16 protein-coding genes are annotated in these 19,440 nt (G+C 68.6%); 6 read left to right on the top strand and 10 right to left on the bottom strand.

Translation table 11 applies throughout. From position 1 onward, the window contains the following. From Ari01nite_RS47750 to Ari01nite_RS47735, 4 genes are all read left to right on the top strand, one after another. A partial coding sequence (locus tag Ari01nite_RS47750; protein ID WP_203791203.1) for a hypothetical protein occupies positions 1-1,077 on the top strand: 1,077 nt, incomplete at its 5' end. Further along, positions 1,074-2,459, top strand: coding sequence for an esterase/lipase family protein (locus Ari01nite_RS47745; protein WP_203791201.1), 1,386 nt, complete (start codon positions 1,074-1,076; stop codon positions 2,457-2,459). The genes Ari01nite_RS47750 and Ari01nite_RS47745, both read left to right, overlap by 4 nt. A 212-nt stretch (positions 2,460-2,671) precedes the next feature. Next, positions 2,672-3,025 carry a hypothetical protein gene (locus Ari01nite_RS47740; RefSeq protein WP_203791200.1) on the top strand — a complete coding sequence of 118 codons (354 nt, stop codon included), beginning with the start codon at positions 2,672-2,674 and terminating at the stop codon, positions 3,023-3,025. A 596-nt stretch (positions 3,026-3,621) separates the two neighbouring features. Then, the gene (locus Ari01nite_RS47735; protein ID WP_203791199.1) at positions 3,622-4,026 is read left to right on the top strand and encodes an NUDIX domain-containing protein; all 405 of its coding nucleotides are present in this window, start codon (positions 3,622-3,624) and stop codon (positions 4,024-4,026) included. 88 nt (positions 4,027-4,114) lie between these two features. On the opposite strand, the gene Ari01nite_RS47730 is transcribed toward Ari01nite_RS47735, so the two are convergent. Then, complete coding sequence (locus Ari01nite_RS47730) at positions 4,115-4,543, bottom strand: VOC family protein (protein WP_239163661.1); 429 nt, start codon at positions 4,541-4,543, stop codon at positions 4,115-4,117. A gap of 48 nt (positions 4,544-4,591) precedes the next feature. Here Ari01nite_RS47730 and Ari01nite_RS47725 point away from each other — a divergent pair, with 48 nt between their 5' ends. Then, the gene (locus Ari01nite_RS47725) at positions 4,592-5,368 is read left to right on the top strand and encodes a DUF7662 domain-containing protein (protein ID WP_438872309.1); all 777 of its coding nucleotides are present in this window, start codon (positions 4,592-4,594) and stop codon (positions 5,366-5,368) included. Between the two features lie 385 nt (positions 5,369-5,753). Here the strand turns inward: Ari01nite_RS47725 and Ari01nite_RS47720 are convergent, their stop codons facing one another. The 3 genes from Ari01nite_RS47720 to Ari01nite_RS47710 all read right to left on the bottom strand — a co-directional run bounded on the left by Ari01nite_RS47720 (position 5,754) and on the right by Ari01nite_RS47710 (position 9,273). Continuing rightward, positions 5,754-6,260 (bottom strand): hypothetical protein, encoded by a 507-nt coding sequence (locus tag Ari01nite_RS47720; protein ID WP_203791196.1) that lies wholly within the window; start codon positions 6,258-6,260, stop codon positions 5,754-5,756. Continuing rightward, complete coding sequence (locus tag Ari01nite_RS47715; RefSeq protein ID WP_203791194.1) at positions 6,257-9,031, bottom strand: hypothetical protein; 2,775 nt, start codon at positions 9,029-9,031, stop codon at positions 6,257-6,259. The genes Ari01nite_RS47720 and Ari01nite_RS47715 overlap by 4 nt, the downstream gene beginning before the upstream one ends. A gap of 74 nt (positions 9,032-9,105) precedes the next feature. Beyond that, positions 9,106-9,273: a hypothetical protein gene (locus tag Ari01nite_RS47710; protein WP_203791193.1), complete on the bottom strand. Its 168-nt coding sequence runs from the start codon at positions 9,271-9,273 to the stop codon at positions 9,106-9,108. Between the two features lie 685 nt (positions 9,274-9,958). Here Ari01nite_RS47710 and Ari01nite_RS47705 point away from each other — a divergent pair. Continuing rightward, the gene (locus Ari01nite_RS47705) at positions 9,959-10,645 is read left to right on the top strand and encodes a hypothetical protein (RefSeq protein WP_203791192.1); all 687 of its coding nucleotides are present in this window, start codon (positions 9,959-9,961) and stop codon (positions 10,643-10,645) included. Positions 10,646-10,780: 135 nt separating this feature from the next. On the opposite strand, the gene Ari01nite_RS47700 is transcribed toward Ari01nite_RS47705, so the two are convergent. The 6 genes from Ari01nite_RS47700 to Ari01nite_RS47675 form a co-directional block, all read right to left on the bottom strand. After that, positions 10,781-11,191, bottom strand: coding sequence for a VOC family protein (locus Ari01nite_RS47700; RefSeq protein ID WP_239163660.1), 411 nt, complete (start codon positions 11,189-11,191; stop codon positions 10,781-10,783). 34 nt (positions 11,192-11,225) lie between these two features. Next, positions 11,226-11,573, bottom strand: a complete 348-nt coding sequence (locus Ari01nite_RS47695) for a hypothetical protein (RefSeq protein WP_203791191.1) — start codon at positions 11,571-11,573, stop codon at positions 11,226-11,228. Positions 11,574-12,280: 707 nt separating this feature from the next. Next, entirely contained in the window at positions 12,281-13,495 is a 1,215-nt protein-coding gene (locus Ari01nite_RS47690) for a trypsin-like serine peptidase (RefSeq protein WP_203791190.1), read from the bottom strand. Between the two features lie 51 nt (positions 13,496-13,546). After that, a complete protein-coding gene (locus Ari01nite_RS47685) occupies positions 13,547-14,158 on the bottom strand; it encodes a helix-turn-helix domain-containing protein (RefSeq protein ID WP_203791189.1) in 612 nt (203 codons plus the stop codon). Between the two features lie 359 nt (positions 14,159-14,517). Further along, positions 14,518-17,832, bottom strand: coding sequence for an effector-associated domain EAD1-containing protein (locus tag Ari01nite_RS47680; protein ID WP_203791188.1), 3,315 nt, complete (start codon positions 17,830-17,832; stop codon positions 14,518-14,520). Positions 17,833-17,844: 12 nt separating this feature from the next. After that, positions 17,845-18,975: a trypsin-like peptidase domain-containing protein gene (locus tag Ari01nite_RS47675; RefSeq protein ID WP_203791186.1), complete on the bottom strand. Its 1,131-nt coding sequence runs from the start codon at positions 18,973-18,975 to the stop codon at positions 17,845-17,847. Positions 18,976-19,440: the final 465 nt, after the last annotated feature.

Raw genomic sequence — 19,440 nt, 5'->3', positions numbered from 1 at the left:
AACCTGGCCAGCACGTTGAACAACCTCGGCAACCGCTACAGCGAGGTCGGCAGGCACGCCGATATTGAAACGCTCTGGCGTACCGTCCTGGCCGAAGCGACGCCCTCGAACGCCGCGCTCCTCTTGCTGGCTCGGACGGCTGCGGCTGATCCGGGGACGCCGCAGGCGATCGGATGGGTGACCACCGCGCTCCGTCACGCCGATGGCGACCGGCCGATGCTCGCTAGCCTGCACGACCAGGCACGCAGGCACCGGAATGCCGACCCCGACCGTTTCGACCACGCCTGGACCGCCGCAGCCGGAACACCACCGGACTGGCTGACCCTCGATATGGCCCTGCTCAACGTGGCCCACGCATGGATCGACACACCAACCTATCGCGACGAACACGACTTCCTCAAAGCCCACCCCGAGCTGCTCACACCAGCCGCGAACAGCGCCATCACCGAAGCCGTCCTCACCGTCAGCGAGCAGACCGCCGAGCGGTATCTCACGCTGCGCGACAACGCCCGCGCCCATGGCACCGCCGCGGCCTACCAACCACTGCTGCTGGCCGGCCTCGCCGCCGAGTTCGCCGCCGCCGACCCGCCCACCCAAGCCGCCATGCTCGCCGAACACCGCGACGACCTGCTCACCGACACCGTCCGCGAAACGCTCGCCGAACAGGCCGACAACGCCGCCGACCGCGCCGACGCCATCCTCGCGCTGGCCCACATCGGCGCCGCAGAACCCGCCCTGGATGCCCTGATGCATCCAGAGAAGTTCGCCGATCTGATGGCCACGATCGCGGAAAGCCCGGACTGGACCACCCTCGACGCCGTCGCCTTCCTCGCCCGCACCAGCGCAGAAACAGACGAAGCGGCAGCCACCGCGGACTTCTACAGCGCCGTCGCCGCCGCTTGCGCCGACGATCTCGACGAAGCGGCGCAAACCCTCACCCAGGCACGCCAACTCGCCCCCGACCAAACCGCCACCTGGATCAACCAGCTCGCGCGCATCGGCCGCCGGCATCCCGCCGCTCTCAGCCTCATCGCCGTTCTCACCACACCGGACCAGCCGCCAGGAGCCCCGGCATGACCACGCCCACCGACCTCGTCGTCGTGCTGCCCGGCATTCTCGGCAGCACACTGCGCCACCGCGACGCCCTTGTCTGGGCACCGTCAGCCGGCTCCGCGCTACGCGCGATCCGCACCTTCGGCCGCAACATCCGCGACCTGCAACTGCCGGACGGGCTCGGCGACGAACACCCCGGCGACAACGTCAAACCCGTCGGCCTCATGCCCGACGTCCACGTGCTGCCCGGCATCTGGACCCCGATCAAGGGATACGACCGGCTCCTTGCCCGGCTGCGTTCCATCGGCTACCGCGAATCAAGCCACGACCCCGGCGCGCCACCCGGCAACCTCCTGCCGATCGCGTACGACTGGCGGCTGTCCAACCGCTACAACGGCCGACGCCTCGCCCGCATCGTCGAACCGGCCCTGCAACGCTGGCGGGAACAGGGCGGCGCCTACACCGACGCGAAGGTCTCCTTCGTCTGCCACTCGATGGGCGGCCTGGTCGCCCGCTGGTACATCGAGCAATGCGGCGGTGCGGAAACAACCAGAAAACTCATCACCATCGGCACCCCGTACCGCGGGTCCGCCAAAGCCCTCGAACAAATGATCAACGGCGCCCACAAGGGCATCGGCCGACTCGGCGTCGACCTGACCGACCTCGTCCGCAGCATGCCGTCGATGTACCAACTCCTACCCGAATACGCCTGCATCGAACAGCCCGGCGGCCTCGCCAATACGACCGAGATTTCTCTACCGGAGCTCCCCGCCGGCAAGATCGCCGACGGCGCACGTTTCCACACGTTACTCGCCGAGGCGGAAGCCGACCGCCGAGCCAGCCTGGCCGACACCCATGCCATCGTCGGGATTCACCAACCGACCGCGACCACCGCTCACCTGACCGGTTCCCGCGTCGAACTGCGCAACACGTACGGAGCAGAAGACCTCTACGGCGACGCCACCGTCCCGATCGTCGCCGCCACTAGACCCGACGTCCCGATGAACAGCCCACTGCTACGCCGCGTCCCCGACCAGCACGGCAACCTACAACGCAACAACGCCGTCCTCGACGAAATCCACGGCATCCTCACCGCCAGCCCCATCACCGTCCGCGCGCCCCACACGACCGCGCTCCGCGTCGACGCCCCGGACCTCATCCTCGCCGGCGAGGCCCTGCCCGTCAGCGTGGCGATCACCGGCGACGATCCCCAACCCGTCCGCATTACCGTCACCACCGAAAACCGCAAAATAACCGACTCACGAATAACCCGACCCCGCGACGGCACACCCACCACGACATCCATCGAAGGCCTACCTCCCGGCGCATACAGCATCGACGTCACCGGACTCACCCCAAACTCCACCATCGCACCAGTCAGCAGCGACATCCTCGTATGGGAGTAACGACGGCCGATCAGATCCCGCCAGATTACAATAAGTGGCATAGAAGCTGAATCGGACTGCAATTCGGTCGAGAAATTCTCGACCGGACTCCGCGCATTATCATCGGCATGTCCGTGAGCCGAGCCGCTGAGCCGGTCGTCACGCTGCGTATCTATCGGTTCGCGGGTTAAATCAGGATGCGTAGGGCGCCGCGGGGAAGGATCATCACCGCCGTGACCTTTCCTCTTGAGGAACTGCCGTCGGTGATCCAGGACCGGGCGTCTGCATGGGCGGCGCTCGGCTTGCGTCAGCGTCAGCGGCCGGTGCATCCGAACCACGGAAGGGCCGTCGCGGGCGTTGAGTTCGAGTCCGCTGCGTGGCTGGTGGAGATCACGATATGGATCAGCGGCGAGGCTGATCTCTGCACCGTGCGCCTGACCGACGACCGCGTCGTCAACAAGACTTATGAGTTGGCCGATCTGGAGGACTTGAACGGGCTACTCGACGAGCTGGTTCGGTTGCTCGCCCACGATGAACTCCCGGCGGCGGCCTTCGTCTACCAGTGGCCGGGGACGGCACACCGGTAGTCGACCAGTGGCCCCGCAGGGTAGGCGTAGGGACCGCCGGCCGGAGGCGGGTTACGGTGGATCATCGACAATCCGATGATGGGACTGCAGATTGATCAATGTCCAGGAGTTCGCGCGGCGGCTGAATACTCTCGCAGCTGATGCGTTCACCAGCGACGACGTCTGGGACCTGGCGACCGCGGCCGACGTTCGCCTCGGCGCCAACGTCGAGATCGACGCCACTATGGCGCAGCACCTGCTCGAGCAGATTTCGCCCGCCCTGCCGGTCACCGGGGCCCAGATCACGGCGTCGCACTGGCCGCCACCGACGTCGTCGCGTCCCGCAGCGCCTACGGTGTCGTTCTCCAGCCCCGGTGCGGTTGAGGGACCGGCTGATCAATCGACCCGACCCCGCGGTTCCCGGCCTGCGCGTAACGGTCGACGACCCGGCTCGCGACGTACCGGCCGGTGAACCAGCACTTCGGCAGTTCACATTGCTGGGAGGACGACACGACAGCGGTGACCAGCGGCCGACACCGGAGACGCGCCGAAGACCGAGCAGTACCAGCGGCAGTTTCGGACGTTCTTGTCGGAGGGGTCGTGCCAAAATCCCGCCCATGCCTGAGATCGTCACAGCAGCGCTGGTTCGCGAAGGTCAAGTCCTGCTCGTCCACCGAAGTCCGAACAAACATGCTTACCCGAACGTGTGGGATCTGGCCGGAGGACACATCGATGCCGGCGAGACGGAGTTGGCTGCGCTCGCCAGGGAGGTGCACGAGGAACTGGGCGTGCAGATAGCAACAGGCTCGGCGGTCCACCTGTGCCGCCTGGATATGGGCCACGCCGAGGAATCCGTGCGCTTGAGCGCCTGGATCGTCAGCGAGTGGAAGGGGACACCGACAAACGCCGCTCCCGAGGAACATGACGAGATCCGCTGGTTCCAGACGGAGGAGTTACCTACGCTCGCCCATGAACCCGTACGCACGGCGTTGATGGAAGCCACGCGGGGAATCCGCGCCTGACCCGTCAACGCGTCGTCTCATCGGCCATGTCCGGGAGCCGAGCTGCCGCGCCAGCCGTCACGCTCCGTGGCTGCCGATGGGTGGCGGATCAGTGAACCTGGGCGCCCGCCGCGTCTTCCTCGGCTTGGACAGTTCCGAGGAGGTCCCACCGGTTTCCGGCGATGTCGAGGAAGACAGCGATGCGACCGTAAGGTTCGGTTCGCGGAGGGCGCATGAAGGTGACGCCGGCCGTGGTCATTCTCCGATACGTGGCGTCGAAGTCATCGACGCGAAGAAAGAACCCGACTCGTCCGGCTGCCTGATGACCGACGGCCGCGCTCTGGTGTTCGCCGTCGGCGCGAGCAAGGAGAAGTCCGGTCTGTGCACCGGAAGGGCGGACGACCACCCAGCCTTTCGGCCGGCCGTCGTTGGTGAATGACGGCGAGTCCTCGACCAGGTCAAAGCCGAGTACGCCGGTGAAGAAGGCGATGGCCGGGTCGTACTCGTCAACGATCAGGGCAACCAGGTCGATCTGCACCTCGCGCAGGGTACGCATTCCGCGCCCGGTCCTCCGCGCCGCCGCCCGATGACAGCGGCAGAACAGTGCAGTCGATCTTGTCGTGCCACGAGCTATCGGCCGCTTCCGCCCTCGGCGCGAACTCACAGGGCGTGGTGGGCGAACGACTCGAAGGTGGAGGCGCTGGCGTGGCGCGCAGCCGGTTGGCGTGTCGAGTCGGTCGACCAATCCCATGGCATCGTCGTGTTCGTCCCTAGCACTGAGAGCGGACCGAAGCACAACGCGCGTGCCGCGCCCACCGTGCGTCCCTCCACATACATCGACGCGGTCACCGTCGGTAGGGGTGGCCGGGTGGTGTTGAGGCTGTTTGTGGAATGCGCAGCCGCGAGCGGGGTTGCACCCGGATCCCAGGAATTTTCCGGACGTGACGCCGACGCGACGGGTGGTGGCCAGGCTCGCGGTGTGGATGCCATGCTGGACCCTGTGCATCGTCCGTGGCTCGACGCCGACCCTTGGCGCTGGATGGATCAAGACACACCCGCAGATCCGACGGTGTACGTGCCATGCACGGTCCACCTCACGCTGTCCAATGAACCGGACCCGGTCAGCGGTCAGGTCATGAGCTGCACGCTGCGGGAGTGGAAGTTCAGGACGAACCCGGTGCTGCGATCGCCACGGCCGGAACAGATCGTCGCCGGCCGGATCGAGGTGCGGCCGGTCCCGGACGACTGGTTCGCGCTGCGGGCGCGGTACCCGTGGACGTACCGGCCGTGGCGTGCCTACGAGGCGCGGACCCATGTGCAGGTCCGAGGCGCGGACGAAATGGCGGTCGGACTCCGCGGTTGAGCTGCGCAAACGTGATCGAGTTGCAGGGTAATCTTGGTGGCCGGATACATCCCAAAACTGCACCCCTCTGGGCGGCTGTCGATCATGGATAGCCTGCTGATCGGCTGAATCATGGAAGCCGCCGATGATGATCGCCCGCCGGTCGCCGCAGCGGTCGACGCTGGTCGAGTCCTCCTGGTCCGCCGCCGTGGGGAAGTAGTCCGGCTTCATGGCAGTTCCCCGCTGGAAGGTTGAGCCCGGCGAGTCTCGCGGCGAAGCCCCGGTCCGGGAGGCCCTTGATCGGTCATAACAACACACGTTCATCTCGGTGAACGACTCGGCTCGTAGTTTCGTGTGCGTGGTCGCGACCGGGCAGTTGCGGTAGGTCAAGTTGCCGGAAGACGGATCACTTGCCGACGGTGTACTGGGCGTTCACTGTCAACTCGCCGCCGGAGGTCATAGTCGCCAGGCTGGTGATATTGGTCGAGAGGGCGCCGGTCAGGGAGATCTTCTGGGCCAGCTCGACGCCGCTCAGTCGCCAGGTGACCCCGCCGAGTATCAGTTCGGTCCGTACCCGCGACAGCGCGGCGTCCGTCAGCCGGACCACGTACTCGCTGAGCTTGACGAGAATTGTCTGCTGCACGTCGGCCGCGCGGTGTCCGGCGGACGCCACCAGCGATTCCGCTTCGGTGATGGCGGTTTTGACCAGGGGGTTGGCCTTCTCTCGCCCGTACTCGAACGCAGCGCGCAGGGCGGCCTCGATACCGTCCCAGACGGCGCGCACCCTGGCCGTCAAAGCAGAGTCCAATGACGTGGCGAGGCCTGGCACGTGTTCCTCACCACCGCCGACGGCTCGGGCGGCATCGACCGCCTGCTCGAAGTCTTGCCGGAGAATTAGGGCAACGGTGCTCATGCCGGCTCCTCATCGGATCGCTCGGTGATCGGGACGACGTCCCAACCTCCTGCGCCGCAGGCGAGCAGCGCCAGGAGCGGGTGGTCTTCGGCCAGGTCAAGGTCTGCGGCCGGTGCTGGCTCACGACCACTGGCGTGGAGCACCCGGTATGCGGCCGAGCGTAACCGCACTTCGTACGGGACAAGGGCGCGCAGCCCTTTGTCCAGAAGCTTCTCAGCGAGTTCCGAGTCACGGAGAACCAGTTCAACCAGTCGGCGGCTCGTGTCCCGCTCGCGGGCGGACCCGTCATGGTCGCGGACCCGGGCAGCCGCGGCACCTACCTCGTGCCCGTTGAGCCAGACCGCGGTCCGGCTCGCGGCTCCCTCGCCGGCGTCGATCAGGGCCGCCTCCATGCGGACAGCCGTCGGCGGCACGAGCCGGGTACGGACGGAGTACTCCAAACTCCGTGTAACCTCGGACGTCCCGAACTGCCATCCACGCAGCTGGACGTGAATCCAGTCGCCGAGCTTGAAGACGATGACATTCATCGCGGCTTGACGATCGGGGATCCCACTTGCGAGATCTACAAAACGGAAGACTGTCAGCCGATCGAAGGGATGATCGACCATCGCGATCTCTAAGCCTGCTATCTCGTCTTCCTCCAGAGGCACGCTGCCGACGTCGTAGCTCGGCTCGCCCGTGTCGTACCGGTGCTCCGTGACGCGTACCAGATAAACGAGATGCTGGGTTGTCCGGTTGACCCAGAACCTAGCGGTCGCGCGACCGATCGGCATCACCGTCATGACGCTGGACCATGCTTCGAGCAGTTCCTCGGCGAGAGTGAGCGTCGCCGGCCGGCCCACCGCCATAGCCGGCTGCAGCGCCTCATCCATCCGCTCCCGGTAGAGAACATCGACCGTCGTGGTGGCCTCGTCGAGACTGCCGGCGCCCTTCAACGGGCGCAGTCCGACCCAGCGGAATGAACCCGGGGACTCCTCCGCGAACCGCAGGTGGCCGGCGTCGATATTCGCAACTCCACGGACCCAGGACAGCATCGCCTCGACAGCGGCATCGGCGAACTCGTCCGGCGGCAAAGACAGGGCGGGTACGGCCGAGTCGCTGGTGGCGAACCGGGTGAGATGCAGTAGATGCCGCATCGCCGCGTGCCCTGACATCGGACCGGCCCTCGCCCGCCACGAGGCCACGACGGCGCGCACGGCGAGATAGCCGCCAACGTATTTAGGGCCCGCCGTCTCCCAGTAGTAGTACTGCAGCCGCTCCGGTCCCAGCCGCTCCTGGATCGAGACGAATTGCCGCTCGAACGCCAACCGCGTCGCGGCGAGGGCGGCGCGGCGTTCCTCCACGCTTGCGCTCTCGGGGGGCCGGTCGATCAGTTGGGTCATGAGGTCGCCGACAATCGTGTCGTCGTCGTCGGCGGTCGGATCGTCCGCAAGCTCGCTGAACACTGCGATGCCCTCGAACCAAGGATTCCAGACGTCCTGCAAAACCTGAATCTTAGCGAGCAGGTCAGTCTGCCACGAGGCGATGGCGATGGTGGGCGGGTTCGGCTCACCGAGCGCGGCCACACCACTGTCAGCGAATTCCTGTGCGGTGCTCCGCTGATAGAACGCCCACAGATCCAGCTCCAGCTCGACGACCGCGGCGCGCAGTGCCATCACTGCGAGCCCGAGACCGCCGACCATAGAGAGAACGTGGGTGGACTCGTGCCGTAGGACAAGCATGGAGATGTCGACATCGCGCTCCCGCTCCATCGACGCTCCGTGCGGGACGGCGCGGCGATAGTAGGGGTGGTCGAACGACCAAGTGGCCCAGCTCGCCAGGGCGAACGAGTCGTCGACGACGTCGGCGCCCAGACGTTCACGGGCAATCTCTGCTGGGATCGTGTCCAGCACCGTCGACGAAAGTTCCTCGATCATGGATTGGAGCGACAGCGTCCACATCGGTCTGACCAGCTCAATCGGGTACGAAGCCTCACTCTGCTGAACGACGGCGAAGACGGCTAGCATCATCGGCATAAGGGACTGGACCGCGGGAGCAGTCCGAAACGCGACGGCCAACTGCCCGTATGCGTCCTCGTCCGGCCGTTCGCATGCAGCCAGGTGACGGAGCGCAGAGTCCACAGCATCGAAGAGCAAAACCAGCGACGGTCCATCATTCCGGTCCACGGCGCGAAGCAGCCGCGTCGCGCGGATCGAAGCCGCGACGGCGAGGACCTCCGGTTCGCCGGCGCGCGACGCCGCCTCGGCCGCATGAAACGCGTAACCGGCGCCCAGGAGGTCGTCCGGCATGAGCTGCGCGGCGGGCAGCCACAGGGCGGCCGCGCCCATGCCGTGGCCGGCGACCTGACCGTCCGCCGCAAGCCGGTCCATCCGCTCGCACAAGGTGGGCAGGTCGGCGTCCTCAAGGAGCGGCGTGCCCAGTGCCGCCAGGTCTGCGGCGGCTTCAAAAGCCGTTCGGAGTTGCTCACTGGCCGCCTCCTCACCCACCAGCGGAGGGAGACGCCAGACGTTAAGCAGACTGGTACGGCCGCCGTCGTCCCACGTACGCAGAAACAGCACAAGAAAGGCCCGGACCACGTCGACGTTCAGGGGCTCGTTGGACGTGACGGCCTCGAAAAGCGCCTGCCCGGGATGGTTGGCGTCGAGACCCTCGACAAGATCCACCAACTCGTTCAGCGGCACGTGCTCCGGATCGAGCAGATCGGCAAGCGCTCCTGCGGCTGCCCGCCCCAGGGCGAGACTTGCTCCGCCCTCGTCGCTGAAGGACTGCAAGTAGGAACCCACAACACACCCCCGGCCGCCGGAGTGTTTGACAGGGCTAACTCTAGCTGTGAACGCTCGCCGATTCATGCCTCGGTCGCCTCCCGTGCCGTCTCCGGGGTGCGGTCGAGAAGCGCCTTGGGAAGGTCCTGCGTGGCGCCGGCCTCGTCGGTGGCCTCGACCGCGACCGCCAGCACCGTGACCTCGGACCGTTTCTCCGCAGCGCGGGTGATCAGATCCGCCGGCGACGGCATACCGCCGAGTTGGGCGGCCTTGGCGATCGCTGCGCCACATCGGCCAGAGCCGCCGTGCGGGCGTGCGCTGCCCCCGCGGCCCGTCCCGGCGGACTGGAGGTGATGGACGGTGCGGGCGAGCACTTGCGGACTTGCCCGCCCCGTGCTGACCCGTGATCACCGCCGGTAAGGCGCAGGAGCTCATTGCGCGAGAGTTGGAGACCCTGAAGAAGGGCCTATCAAAGACCGACCCTTATCTTCGGGTACTTCTGGCACTCCAAGAGGATCTCTCCGGCTGAGGCTGCGGCTATTTACCTCTCTGAATTCCCGGAGGAACATCGTTACCAAGATTTATGCTGTTTATTCTTGGCCGGTGTCCTCACATCGGCATGTTCGCGTGTCTGGATACCCCTTCTCCGGCTACCCACCGTCATGGTGATCGAGGGACGGTTCGTGCCGGCGGCTGATCGCCCGCAGAAGCCGTCGCGCTTCGGACGGCGGCGCACGAGGGCACCCCGCGGGCATCTCCCTGGTGGCCGACGCCGCAGGCGTCGGTCTTGGGTGCAGGTGGTCTTCTGGCGGGGCTGGCGGGCCGGGGTTCGCGCGGCCCGGGATACATTGGCGATCTTCATGTCAACCGTCGGCGCAGGTCCGGGCACCCCTCTTGAAGGTCGACCGGGCTGTCGGCGGATACGGCACCACGACCGTGAGGGACACCATGGACTCGTACACCATCACCATCACCCCCAACGACGACAGCGGGAACAGCACCACCCTGACTGTGGACACCACCACCGGCCAGGCACGGATCACCAGCGTGCACCTGCACGCCCCGGCCGGCCTGACCAGCGGGCAGATGCCCAGCGTGGACGTCGGCCTGCTCCTGCAGGCCGTCACCGGCTCCACCGCGCCGGCCGCGATCACCGCGACACCCACGCCGGCGCCCGAGACAGCACCGCATCCGTCACCCGCCGACGCCGACGAGCCATCGGCCACCGCTGCGGCCACGACACCCGAAGCGGCGACCGGCGACCCCGCCCCGAACACCTCGGCCGCGGCACCGGCCAAACGCGCGGGCCGCAGGCCCGCCGGCGCCCGGCCTGCCGAGAATGACAAGCCGCGGCCGAGCGGCACCCGCCGCGGCCGTAACCAACCGGCCCCGGCAAAGCCCGCCCCGAGCAAGACGGCCGGCAAGCGCGCCACTGCCGCAGCCGCCGCGCCGGCAGCCAAGAGCACCGAACGGGTGTACCGCAAGATGCCGGACGACTTCGCTGCCGTGTACCGGCAGGCCGGCGCCACCGCGGCGATCGCCGACCACTACGGCGTACCACGCCACACAGCACAGGGGTGGGTCAGCCGATACAAGAAGCAAGAGACCGCCGAGAACAAGTGACCGCAAGCCCAGCCAGACCCCGCCCGGCCCGGACCCTGCGGGCAACCCCGGACCGCAACACTGCGGTCATCGCACCAACCCGGACAGGACTCGTACCCTTCAACGGCCGGCGGGCGCCCACCCCCCGGATGTGCGTCAGGATGAGGTCATGTCCTGCGCAACGAGTTCGACCTCGAAGCCGCAGGTGTCTTCGAGGTAGGCCGCGTAGCTGTCCGGGCCGCCGGCGTAGGGGTGCCGATCGGGGAACATCAAGGTCCAGCCGTGCTGGACCGCCTCGGCGGCCACGGCGTCGACCTGGTCGCGAGTACCGGCCCACAGAGCGAGGTGATTCATGCCGCTGCGTAGCCGGTCCTGGTGGCCCCGGACGTGGTGGTCGCCGGATTCGAGCACGATGCAGGCGTCGCCGTTGGCCCAACTGCGGCCGGTCGCCCAGGTGCTGTCCAGGGTGTAGCCCAGTCGTTGCAGCAACCAGGGCCACGGTCCGTGGTCGCTGGTGGCGTCGTCCATCCACAGTTCCAGATGATGCAGGCGTCCGCGGCGGCTCACGCCGCCATCCTCGACGAACCGGATCCCGGCGGCCTCAGAACCAGACGTCGCCGCACGGCTGCATCTCATCTTCGTAGATGCCGTACGGGGTGAAACCCGCGACGAAGAACGGTCGCCCGTCCAGCATGATCCACGAGTTGTCGACCGGGCCAGCGTCGCGTTCGGCCGCCGGTCGCCGGATCGACGGTGGGCGCTGCGCCCACAGCCCGGCCGAGGCGGGCAGCGTGACACCGAGCGCCGTGAGGTCGTCGTACGCGGTATACCGGTCGACGCCGTACCGCTTCGCGTAGCTCTTCACAGTGATCGTCGCACCGGAACCGATCCACTCCCGGGCAGAATCACGGCGTTGCTGCTTACGCATCCGATGCCGTCGCGGCTGCATGCCTGGATGCTACCGACTCGGACTCCACCCGTCCCGCCAGTCTCTGCCAGCCAAGGTCCAAACACCTACCGATCAACGGTCGGCGAGCAGGCCGCGAAGCGCAAACTCACGACACATCCGAACTACCCACACGGCCGCCCGTCACCATCAGTAGCGAGCGGTTCGCGGCTACGAGAGTAAGTTGATCTTGGTCGTTGAACTCCGCCCTCACGTCGGCTGACGTGAGTACCTGAGGTACGGATCGCGGAAGAGGACGCCGGGCAGACGCCGGCGGGCGGGCTCGCTGCGCTGGTCGGGTAATCGCGCCCGGATCTGGGAGTGCGGGATCCAACGGCCACCATCCGACGCGGACCGGGAACGATGTCTGTGTCAAGGATCTTGGACAGGTCCTCGGGTTATTGCTATGCCGCGTGGCGGCGTTGGTCGTCGGTGAGCACCACATCCTCTCAGCCGAGCGGAGCTGCCCAAGATCCTTCGTACACCCCAAAGGTCGAGGCCAAACGTGGCGTTGATCTATGACGAGACTGATGGGCTGGGGTTTTACGCCGAGTTCGGGGTTGGCCGCCGAGGCGTTCGCCGATCCAGGGTTGGTGCGGCGGCGGGAGCAGATGCTGTCGTACCTGCACGACAGCGTGTGGCCGATGGTGGTGCGCCAGCTGACCATCGCCCGTCGGAGCGGCGGCGCCGTTCGCGGGTTGGGCGCAGCTTCACTCGACCAGTACGCCGAGTGCCCGGAACGCGTCGGCGGCCTCGGAGAACGCATGCGCGTAGTTGGAGGACGCCATGTCACCGGTGTTCTCGCCGCCAAAATGCAGGCCGAACGCGGTCGGGACGGCCTGCAGCCAGGCGATGATCGGGGATCCGGAGCTGCCGTGCATGGTGGTGAGGTCGTGCCCGAAGGCGCCCGCGCGGCCGCACGCGTGCGAGGCCGGGATCGGGGTGTGGACCCTCCCCGGTGAGAGGTGCTTGACGCCCATAGCGTCGCCGAAGGTTCCCGCGTAGACCGCCTTCCAGTTCACCTTCCGGCCTCTCCCGCTGGTCAGCTGGCTCCAGCCCGGGAACCCGACCGCGCACAGCGACCGGTGGAGGCCGCGCGGTCCGTCCAGGTCGGCCCGTAAGGGGATGGCGGTGGGCATCCGGCTGGTCGGTGTGGCCGGCTCGACGATGAGCACGGCCGCGTCCAGCCGTCGCGACGCGCTCCCGGCTGGGCCCGGCACCCGGATGTCGACCACCTGGAAGCGGTTGGTCGCAGTGCTCGCGGACTCGCAGACGAAGTCGACGAAGACATTGCCGACCACTCGGTGGCGGTGGTGGTCGACGACGACCCGGGGCGGCTTGCTCCTGCACATTCCGTCCACGACATGCCAGTTGGTGAGAACCAGTCCCCGGGCGCTATCAACCACCCAACCGGTGCCGAAGTACGTGTCCGCCGTGGCCCCCTCCGGCTCGATTCGGCCCACCGCGGCGATGTGGTGGTACAGGCGAGGCTGCACGGCGGCGAGAGTGGACGACCAGACGCCGGCGAACGGGTGCACCGGGTCGAAGCTGCCACCCCTAATCGGCAGGCACGGGCGGCTGCCGTCGATCCGGATGATCGCCTCGAGGGCGAGCAGGTCGTCATCGTCGAGCGGCGCGTCCGGGTCTTCGTCGAGCTTGGCGCAGACCTGCCTGGTCTCGTGCAGGACGATCTCGCGTGCCTGCCAGAACGCCGCGCGATCCCCGGCGGCCTCCGGCAGCCCGGTGTGCTCGGCCCGCTCGAGGGCCGCGGCCACCCGGTCGACCACGGCACCGGCATCGGGGCCGACGCCGTCGACCTCGGCCGGCCCGACGGACTCGAGCGGGACCCCGCTGCGCTGGGCCACCGACCGCGAGACCACCAGGCGACGAACCATCTCGGCCCCGTCGTTGTTCGGGTGAGACATGGCGGAACCTCCTCGGGGAAGGAAAGTCGGCAATGCTCACCTGCCATGGTGTCAGATCCAATCGCGGTCGCGGGCGCGCATCAATGCCTCGGTCCGGCCGCCCACGCCCAATCTGGTGTACAGCTCGCGCAGCAGCCGGAACATCATCCGTTCGGAGTACCCGGCGTGAGCGGCCAACTGGGCGACGGTCGCGCCGCCCGCCAGGTGCCGGAGCCACTCAATCTCGGTCGCCGCGGGGCGGTCGTCGAGGACGGTCGTCTCGCCGGAGCCACCCGGGGACGTCATCGCCCGCACCACCGCTATCGGGAGGGTCACCCGTCCGTCGAGCGCCGCCTCGAACGCCTCCCGGACCTCGGCCGGGGTGGCGTCCCGGGATACCGCCGCGGCCGCGCCAGCGGCGAGCGCTCGCACGTACGCCGGGACGGTTGGCTCGCTTAGCAGGGCCACGACGAGGACGTCGCCGGGTTCCCGGCAGAGGTCCGCCATCAGCTGCCAGTCCTCGGGCACCTGCACGCTGAGCAGCACGACGCGGCGTTCCGCGGTGCGCGCCCAGCGCAGAAGTTCCTCCCGGGTCGGGGACTCGAACCCGGCCTCCGGCAGGCACGCGAGGATCCCCCGGCGGAAGACGGGGAGCGGATCGGAGACGGCGACCCGGACAAACATCAGCGGCCAAGCCTTCCGGTGAGGAGGGGACGGAGGAGGTAAACGATCGTCCGCCGATCCTCACGCACCGCCCGCCGATCTGTCAGGGGTTGGGTCGCCAGCCGCGACCGCCGCGTTGTGGCGGTGTTCTGCCCGGTCTGGTGCGTCATGGACCTGCCCGGCACGGGTTTCCTAGCGTCGAAGGGGAAGCCCTTGAACGAGAGCCGGCACGGTGGCGTGATCGGAGACCGGGCATGCTGAACTGGCATTACGACTCGCAGTCCAAATGGGTGGGGCCGCCTAGACGCCGCGGTCCGAGCTGGCTGGCGATCCTGGCCGTGGTCTTGATCCTGGTGATTGTGACGATCGTCCTGGGGTGGTCACGATCCGGTGATGCCGCCGGCCGCGGCTCGTACCCGGTCGACGAGCGCCGGGTCGGCGTCGAAGGCCATCTGGTTGAGCAGCTGCATGGTGCGCAGGACCGCGCCGTGGCCGTCCGGGGCCAGCCTCCTGGCGCCGTAAAACGCTTCCTCGGCCGCGGCCAGGTGCCGGTCGCGCTGGTCGCGGTCGACCAGCGCCCAGCCGGTAAGCACTAGGCCGTGCCAGTCGAGGACCTGGAAGTCGCGGGCCTCGGTGACGCGGCGGGCACGGGCCTGCGCGTCGGCCACCTCGAACGCGGCCCGCGCGGTTCCGCTGTCGCCACGCCGGTACGCGACGATGCCCCGCAGGCCGAGGCCGAGCAGGTCGCCGTTGGACCGGCCGGGTACGTCGACGGCCTCCGCCGCCCCGTTCAGGTCGTCGACGCACAACCGGGCGAGCGTGAGGATCTCCTTGGCGGCCCGGCACAGCCGACCGTTGTCGGCCTGTACGCCGAGGTCCGCGGCGATCTCGGCGACCTCGACGGCGGCCGCGTACCCGCCCTCGTCGAGGAGTAGCTGCGCCTGGAGTACCAGGGCCCGTCCCCGGATCAGGTGATGGTGCAGGTCGCCGGACATGGCAAGGGCGGCCCACAGCTCCTCCCAGGCGGGGCCGTGCCGGCCGAGTTGGCTCTGGATCCAGCAGGCGTTGAGCCGGAGGCGGGATCCCACGGCCAGGGCGGTTTCGGCGTGCCCGCGCAGCAGACGTACCGCCCGGTCGCGGTGACGCAGTGCCGCGGCGAACCGGCCGGCACGGCCGAGGCAGGACATCAGGCCGCTGTGCACCGCTGCGGTCTGCTCGTCGTCGTTGAACCAGATGGAGCGCCACCAGGCCCGCCGGTAAGACGCCGTGGCCTCGGAGAGCCGGCCCAGGTCGGCCAGCGCCGCCCCGCGCTGGATGTCGAGTACCGCGCGGGGGTCCGCGTCCCGCCAGCGCAGCAGGGTCACGGCTCGGTCGATGCAGGCGATCGACTGCTCGGCCCGCTCCCGCTGGCGGTGCGCCTCGGCGAGCCGGGACAGCAACCGCACCGTGCGGTTGCGGTCCCCGGCCACGTCCGGCGCGAGATCGTCGAGCATCGGGATCGTTGCGTCGCTGTATCCCCACCGGTTGAGGTACCCGGTGTCGAGGTCCTCGATGAGCTCCTGCGCCAGGTCGTACTCGCCGCCCCGGATGCGAAGGTCGATCTCGTCGAACCGTGCGGCGAGGTCGCCGATGTCGGTCACCGCGTCCTCGGGCTTGCGTACGCCGGCGAAGTGCTCGGCGGCGAGATACCACAGCGCGGTTCTGGTCAGCCGGTAGGGGGGCTCGCGGTCCTCGGGGCCTCCCGGCGGCAGCTGCTGCAACACCCACCAGCCGTCGGGGTGGTAGGGCAGGTAGTAACGATTGCCGTCGCGCCGGATGAAGCGCCGCTCGTGGAGCGACTCGAGGAGCGTCCTGCTCGCGGTACCGCCGAGGTAGTACTGGAGGAGATCGTCCACGGCGCCCGCCTCGACCGGTCTCGCGTACGCGGCTAAGGCCTGCACTACGCGTTGCTGGTCGCGGGTGAGCTCGCGGAAGATCTCGTCGAACAGGAAGCGCACGACGTCGGACCCGGCTCGCTGGTCGATCTCGTCGAGCAGCCTGGCGAGGGTGGCTTCGGGCCGGGAACGCAGGACGGCGTAGGCCAACTCGAGCGCGCGGGGCGTGCCCCCGGTCAGCCGGTGCAGCCGGTCCTTCTCGTGGTCGGACGCCCCCTCGAAGGCGAAGACCTCTTCGGTGTCGAGCGCGCACAGCAACCGGTGGGCCTCGTCGCGCTGCAACCCGCGCAGCGGCTCGGCCCGGATGGCGTGCTCCGGCAGCGACCCGAGGAGGTGGGCGGGTGGCCGTTGGCTCACCAGCACCAGCCGGACTGCGGGAACGGGGTGGCGGACGAGGTGACTGACGAGGCCTTGCAGGCCGGGGTCCCGCAGGGCGCCGGCGTCGTCGAGCAGCGCCTCGACGTTGTCGATGACTACGACGACGGTCCGGTCACCGAGCTCAGCCAGCACCTCGTCGACCTTTTCCACGAGCGGGACCGGCAGCCGCAGCCGCTCGTCGAGGCGGTTCGCGGCGTCGCCGGGCAGTGCCCACAGCAGCGCCCGCAGCAGGGCCATGGGTGTGACCGGCAGGAAGCCGTGGACGGGGAGGTACGCCAGGCCGTCGACGGCGACCGGGGTGTCGGGGTTGAACAGGCTGTTCCACAGCCGGGACACGAGGCCGGTCTTGCCGACGCCGTCCCGGCCGGTGAGCGCGACGAGCCGAACGGCGGGATCCAGCAGCGACTGCTCGACCAGGATGCGCTCGTCGTCGCGGTCCTGGAACGCCGGCGGCTCTGGCGGGGGTGCGTTGACCGTGGGGATCCGGGTGGCCATCGCCCTGGGTTGGTCGGGTTCCCGCTCCTGCCGCCGAGTCTGCTCGATCACCTCCAGAGAGTCCCGGCGCGCTCCGACCGGGTCGCGGACGCGCCGCTGCTGCAGGTCGATGCGCGACTCGACGTCGCGGATCTCCGCCTCGTACCGCGGCTGCTCGCCGCCTGCGCCGGCCAGCAGCGCCGCGAGCCGGTCCCGCCGGGCGTGCAGGGCGCGCAGCAGCCCTTCGGGGGAGGCGAGGAGGTCTAGGTGGCGCTCGAGTTCGTCCCAGCCCTCGCTGGTGCCGCCGGTGATGCGGATGGTCGTGACGTGGGAGGGCAGCGTGTCGGCCATGTCGTCCCGGGCGAGCAGCGCGACGACGTCGGATGCGGTGGCGGCGGCCCGGTCCAGGACGTACCGGCAGAGCCAACCGTGGGCTGCGACCATAGCGACAATCACCACGTCGGACGCGTCGATCACGGCGCGGGCCTGATCGGGCGGTCCGTCGCCGCTCGGCCAGGGTTGCAGTGTCACGGGCAGGTCGGCGAGCCTGCGCCGGGCGTCGGCGGCGATTAGCTCGCCGCCTGGGGTGTCGGCCACGAGGACCACGAGGTGGTCCGGTCGCAGCTTGGTCAGGTGCTCGATGATCTGTCTGAAGGGGAACTGCGGCCCCTGTCGCTCGCGGGCCGCCTGCTCCAGCAGGTCGAATAGCCAACCGCGCCGGTGGGCCACCTCGACCACCCGATGGACCGCCTCCTCGAGGCCGAGGCCGGGGCCGACGTAGTCGCGGTAGCGCTGGCCGAGAAAGGCCACCAGCCGGGACAGTTCGGCGTCGTCGAAGTGCTCGCGGATCGCCCGCTCGATCCGGTCACGCTGCGGGCCCGGGATCCGGGGTCGGTGTGTGCTCGTCATTCCCGGTCCCGGTCATCCGCCGAGGGCCCAGTCCGCGCCCCGCGCCACGGCCAGGTCGCGGATCGCCGTCACGGGGATCCCCTGGTTGTAGGAGGCGGGGCCGCCCTGCCAGTACTTGGGGTCGCCGCTGTGGTGCAGCGCGACCCACTGCCAGTTCAGGCTGAAGCAGGGTGAGCCGGAGGAGCCTGGTGCGGTGGTCGTGGTGTACCGGATCCGGATACCGGTCGGGTCGCGGCCGATAACCGCATGGGTGTCGAGCGCGATCTGGATCGGGCGGCCCTCGGGATGCTGGACGATGTTCAGCGCGGGGTCGCGGTCGAAGTCGTGCTCCCTGGCCGGGATCTCGATCCAGCCCCGGCGCGTCCTCGGTGGCCTCGGGTCGTCGGTCTCGCCGCCGATCGGATCGTGGCCGGGGGTCCCGTCGACCCGCATGATCACGTAGTCGAGTTCGTCGGGTGCCGGCTGTGCTTGGGATCCGGAGGTCAGGTCTGCCGGGCTGTACGGGCTGGCGTCGACTAGCCAGTCGGCGGCCATCCTGTACACGGTGCCGTCGCGGACCGTGACGCCGTCGGAGTCTGTCCGATAGTCGAATCGCAGCACGACGTGCCGCGGATCGATGCGCCCCCGCAGGACGTGCTCCATGACGTGGTAGTTCGTGATCGCGGTGGTTGGTCCGACGAGGAAACCGGTGCCGTGCGCCTCGCCCCTCGGGTACTCGACCCGGCAGACCCGCCCCTCGACGGCACCCGCGCGTCGCAGGTACTGGCTGAAGTCCAGCGTGCTCCCGGCCTCGCGGATCTGGAGCTGGAGCTGCCGCGGGGATGGGGTGCCGGTCGTGTGGTCCCCGACGATGGTCACGGCGGGGGCGAGGCCGACCCGCTGGGCGAACATGATGAGGCCCGCGTCCTCCGGCAACTCATTGCGCGCCTCGACCACCAGGTCACGCCACCACAGCCGCCGTTTCGCGTGCTCCAGGACACGGAACAGACTGCTCTGGAGGTTGTCGGCCTTGGGAGAGATGTCCTCGAGTCTGATATTCAATCGGTACAGGAGGAATTGTTCTAATTGGTCGCGGTCGAAGATGGCCGCGAGCGCCTCCTGCAGCTCCCGCTGCTGGGGGCCGGACAACCGAGGTGGGGCCATAGCCGTTGCCTCCGGGGATGCTGATCCTCGAGCGCCCATCTAGGGTAATCGCAGGGCTACGGTTCGTCATCGGTCAAGGTTCGTGAACGCCGCCGCAGTTAGGGATAGGGCTCCAGCGTCAGGGTGACGGCGCGCCCCGCCGGCGAGCGCCAGTCGTGCGCAGCGATCGATCATGTCGACCGTCAGGGGTCGCTGAGCGGGGCCGTCCTCGTCCATGATGGTTCCGCCGGATGTTGTCCTGCGCGATCCACACGAACCGGCCCGGATGCCGGCGGTGCAGCGGAATGCCGATGCCGTTGTCGACCGAGCGGGCGGAGGCAGGCCGACATGTCCGAGAGCCAAGACGCCGATCGACGACCGAGTGTGACGGCGTGCCACAGCTGCCGTGCCCGATCGGCGGCAATTGAGTGAGTTGATGTTGTGGTAGCTGCCCCTTATTTCTGACGGCCGGAATCCACACAGTGG

This window comes from Paractinoplanes rishiriensis (assembly GCF_016862375.1).
Classification (GTDB): domain Bacteria; phylum Actinomycetota; class Actinomycetes; order Mycobacteriales; family Micromonosporaceae; genus Actinoplanes; species Actinoplanes rishiriensis.
The sequence above is the reverse complement of the archived record's forward strand: the minus strand, read 5'-3'. Positions and strand labels throughout refer to the sequence as shown.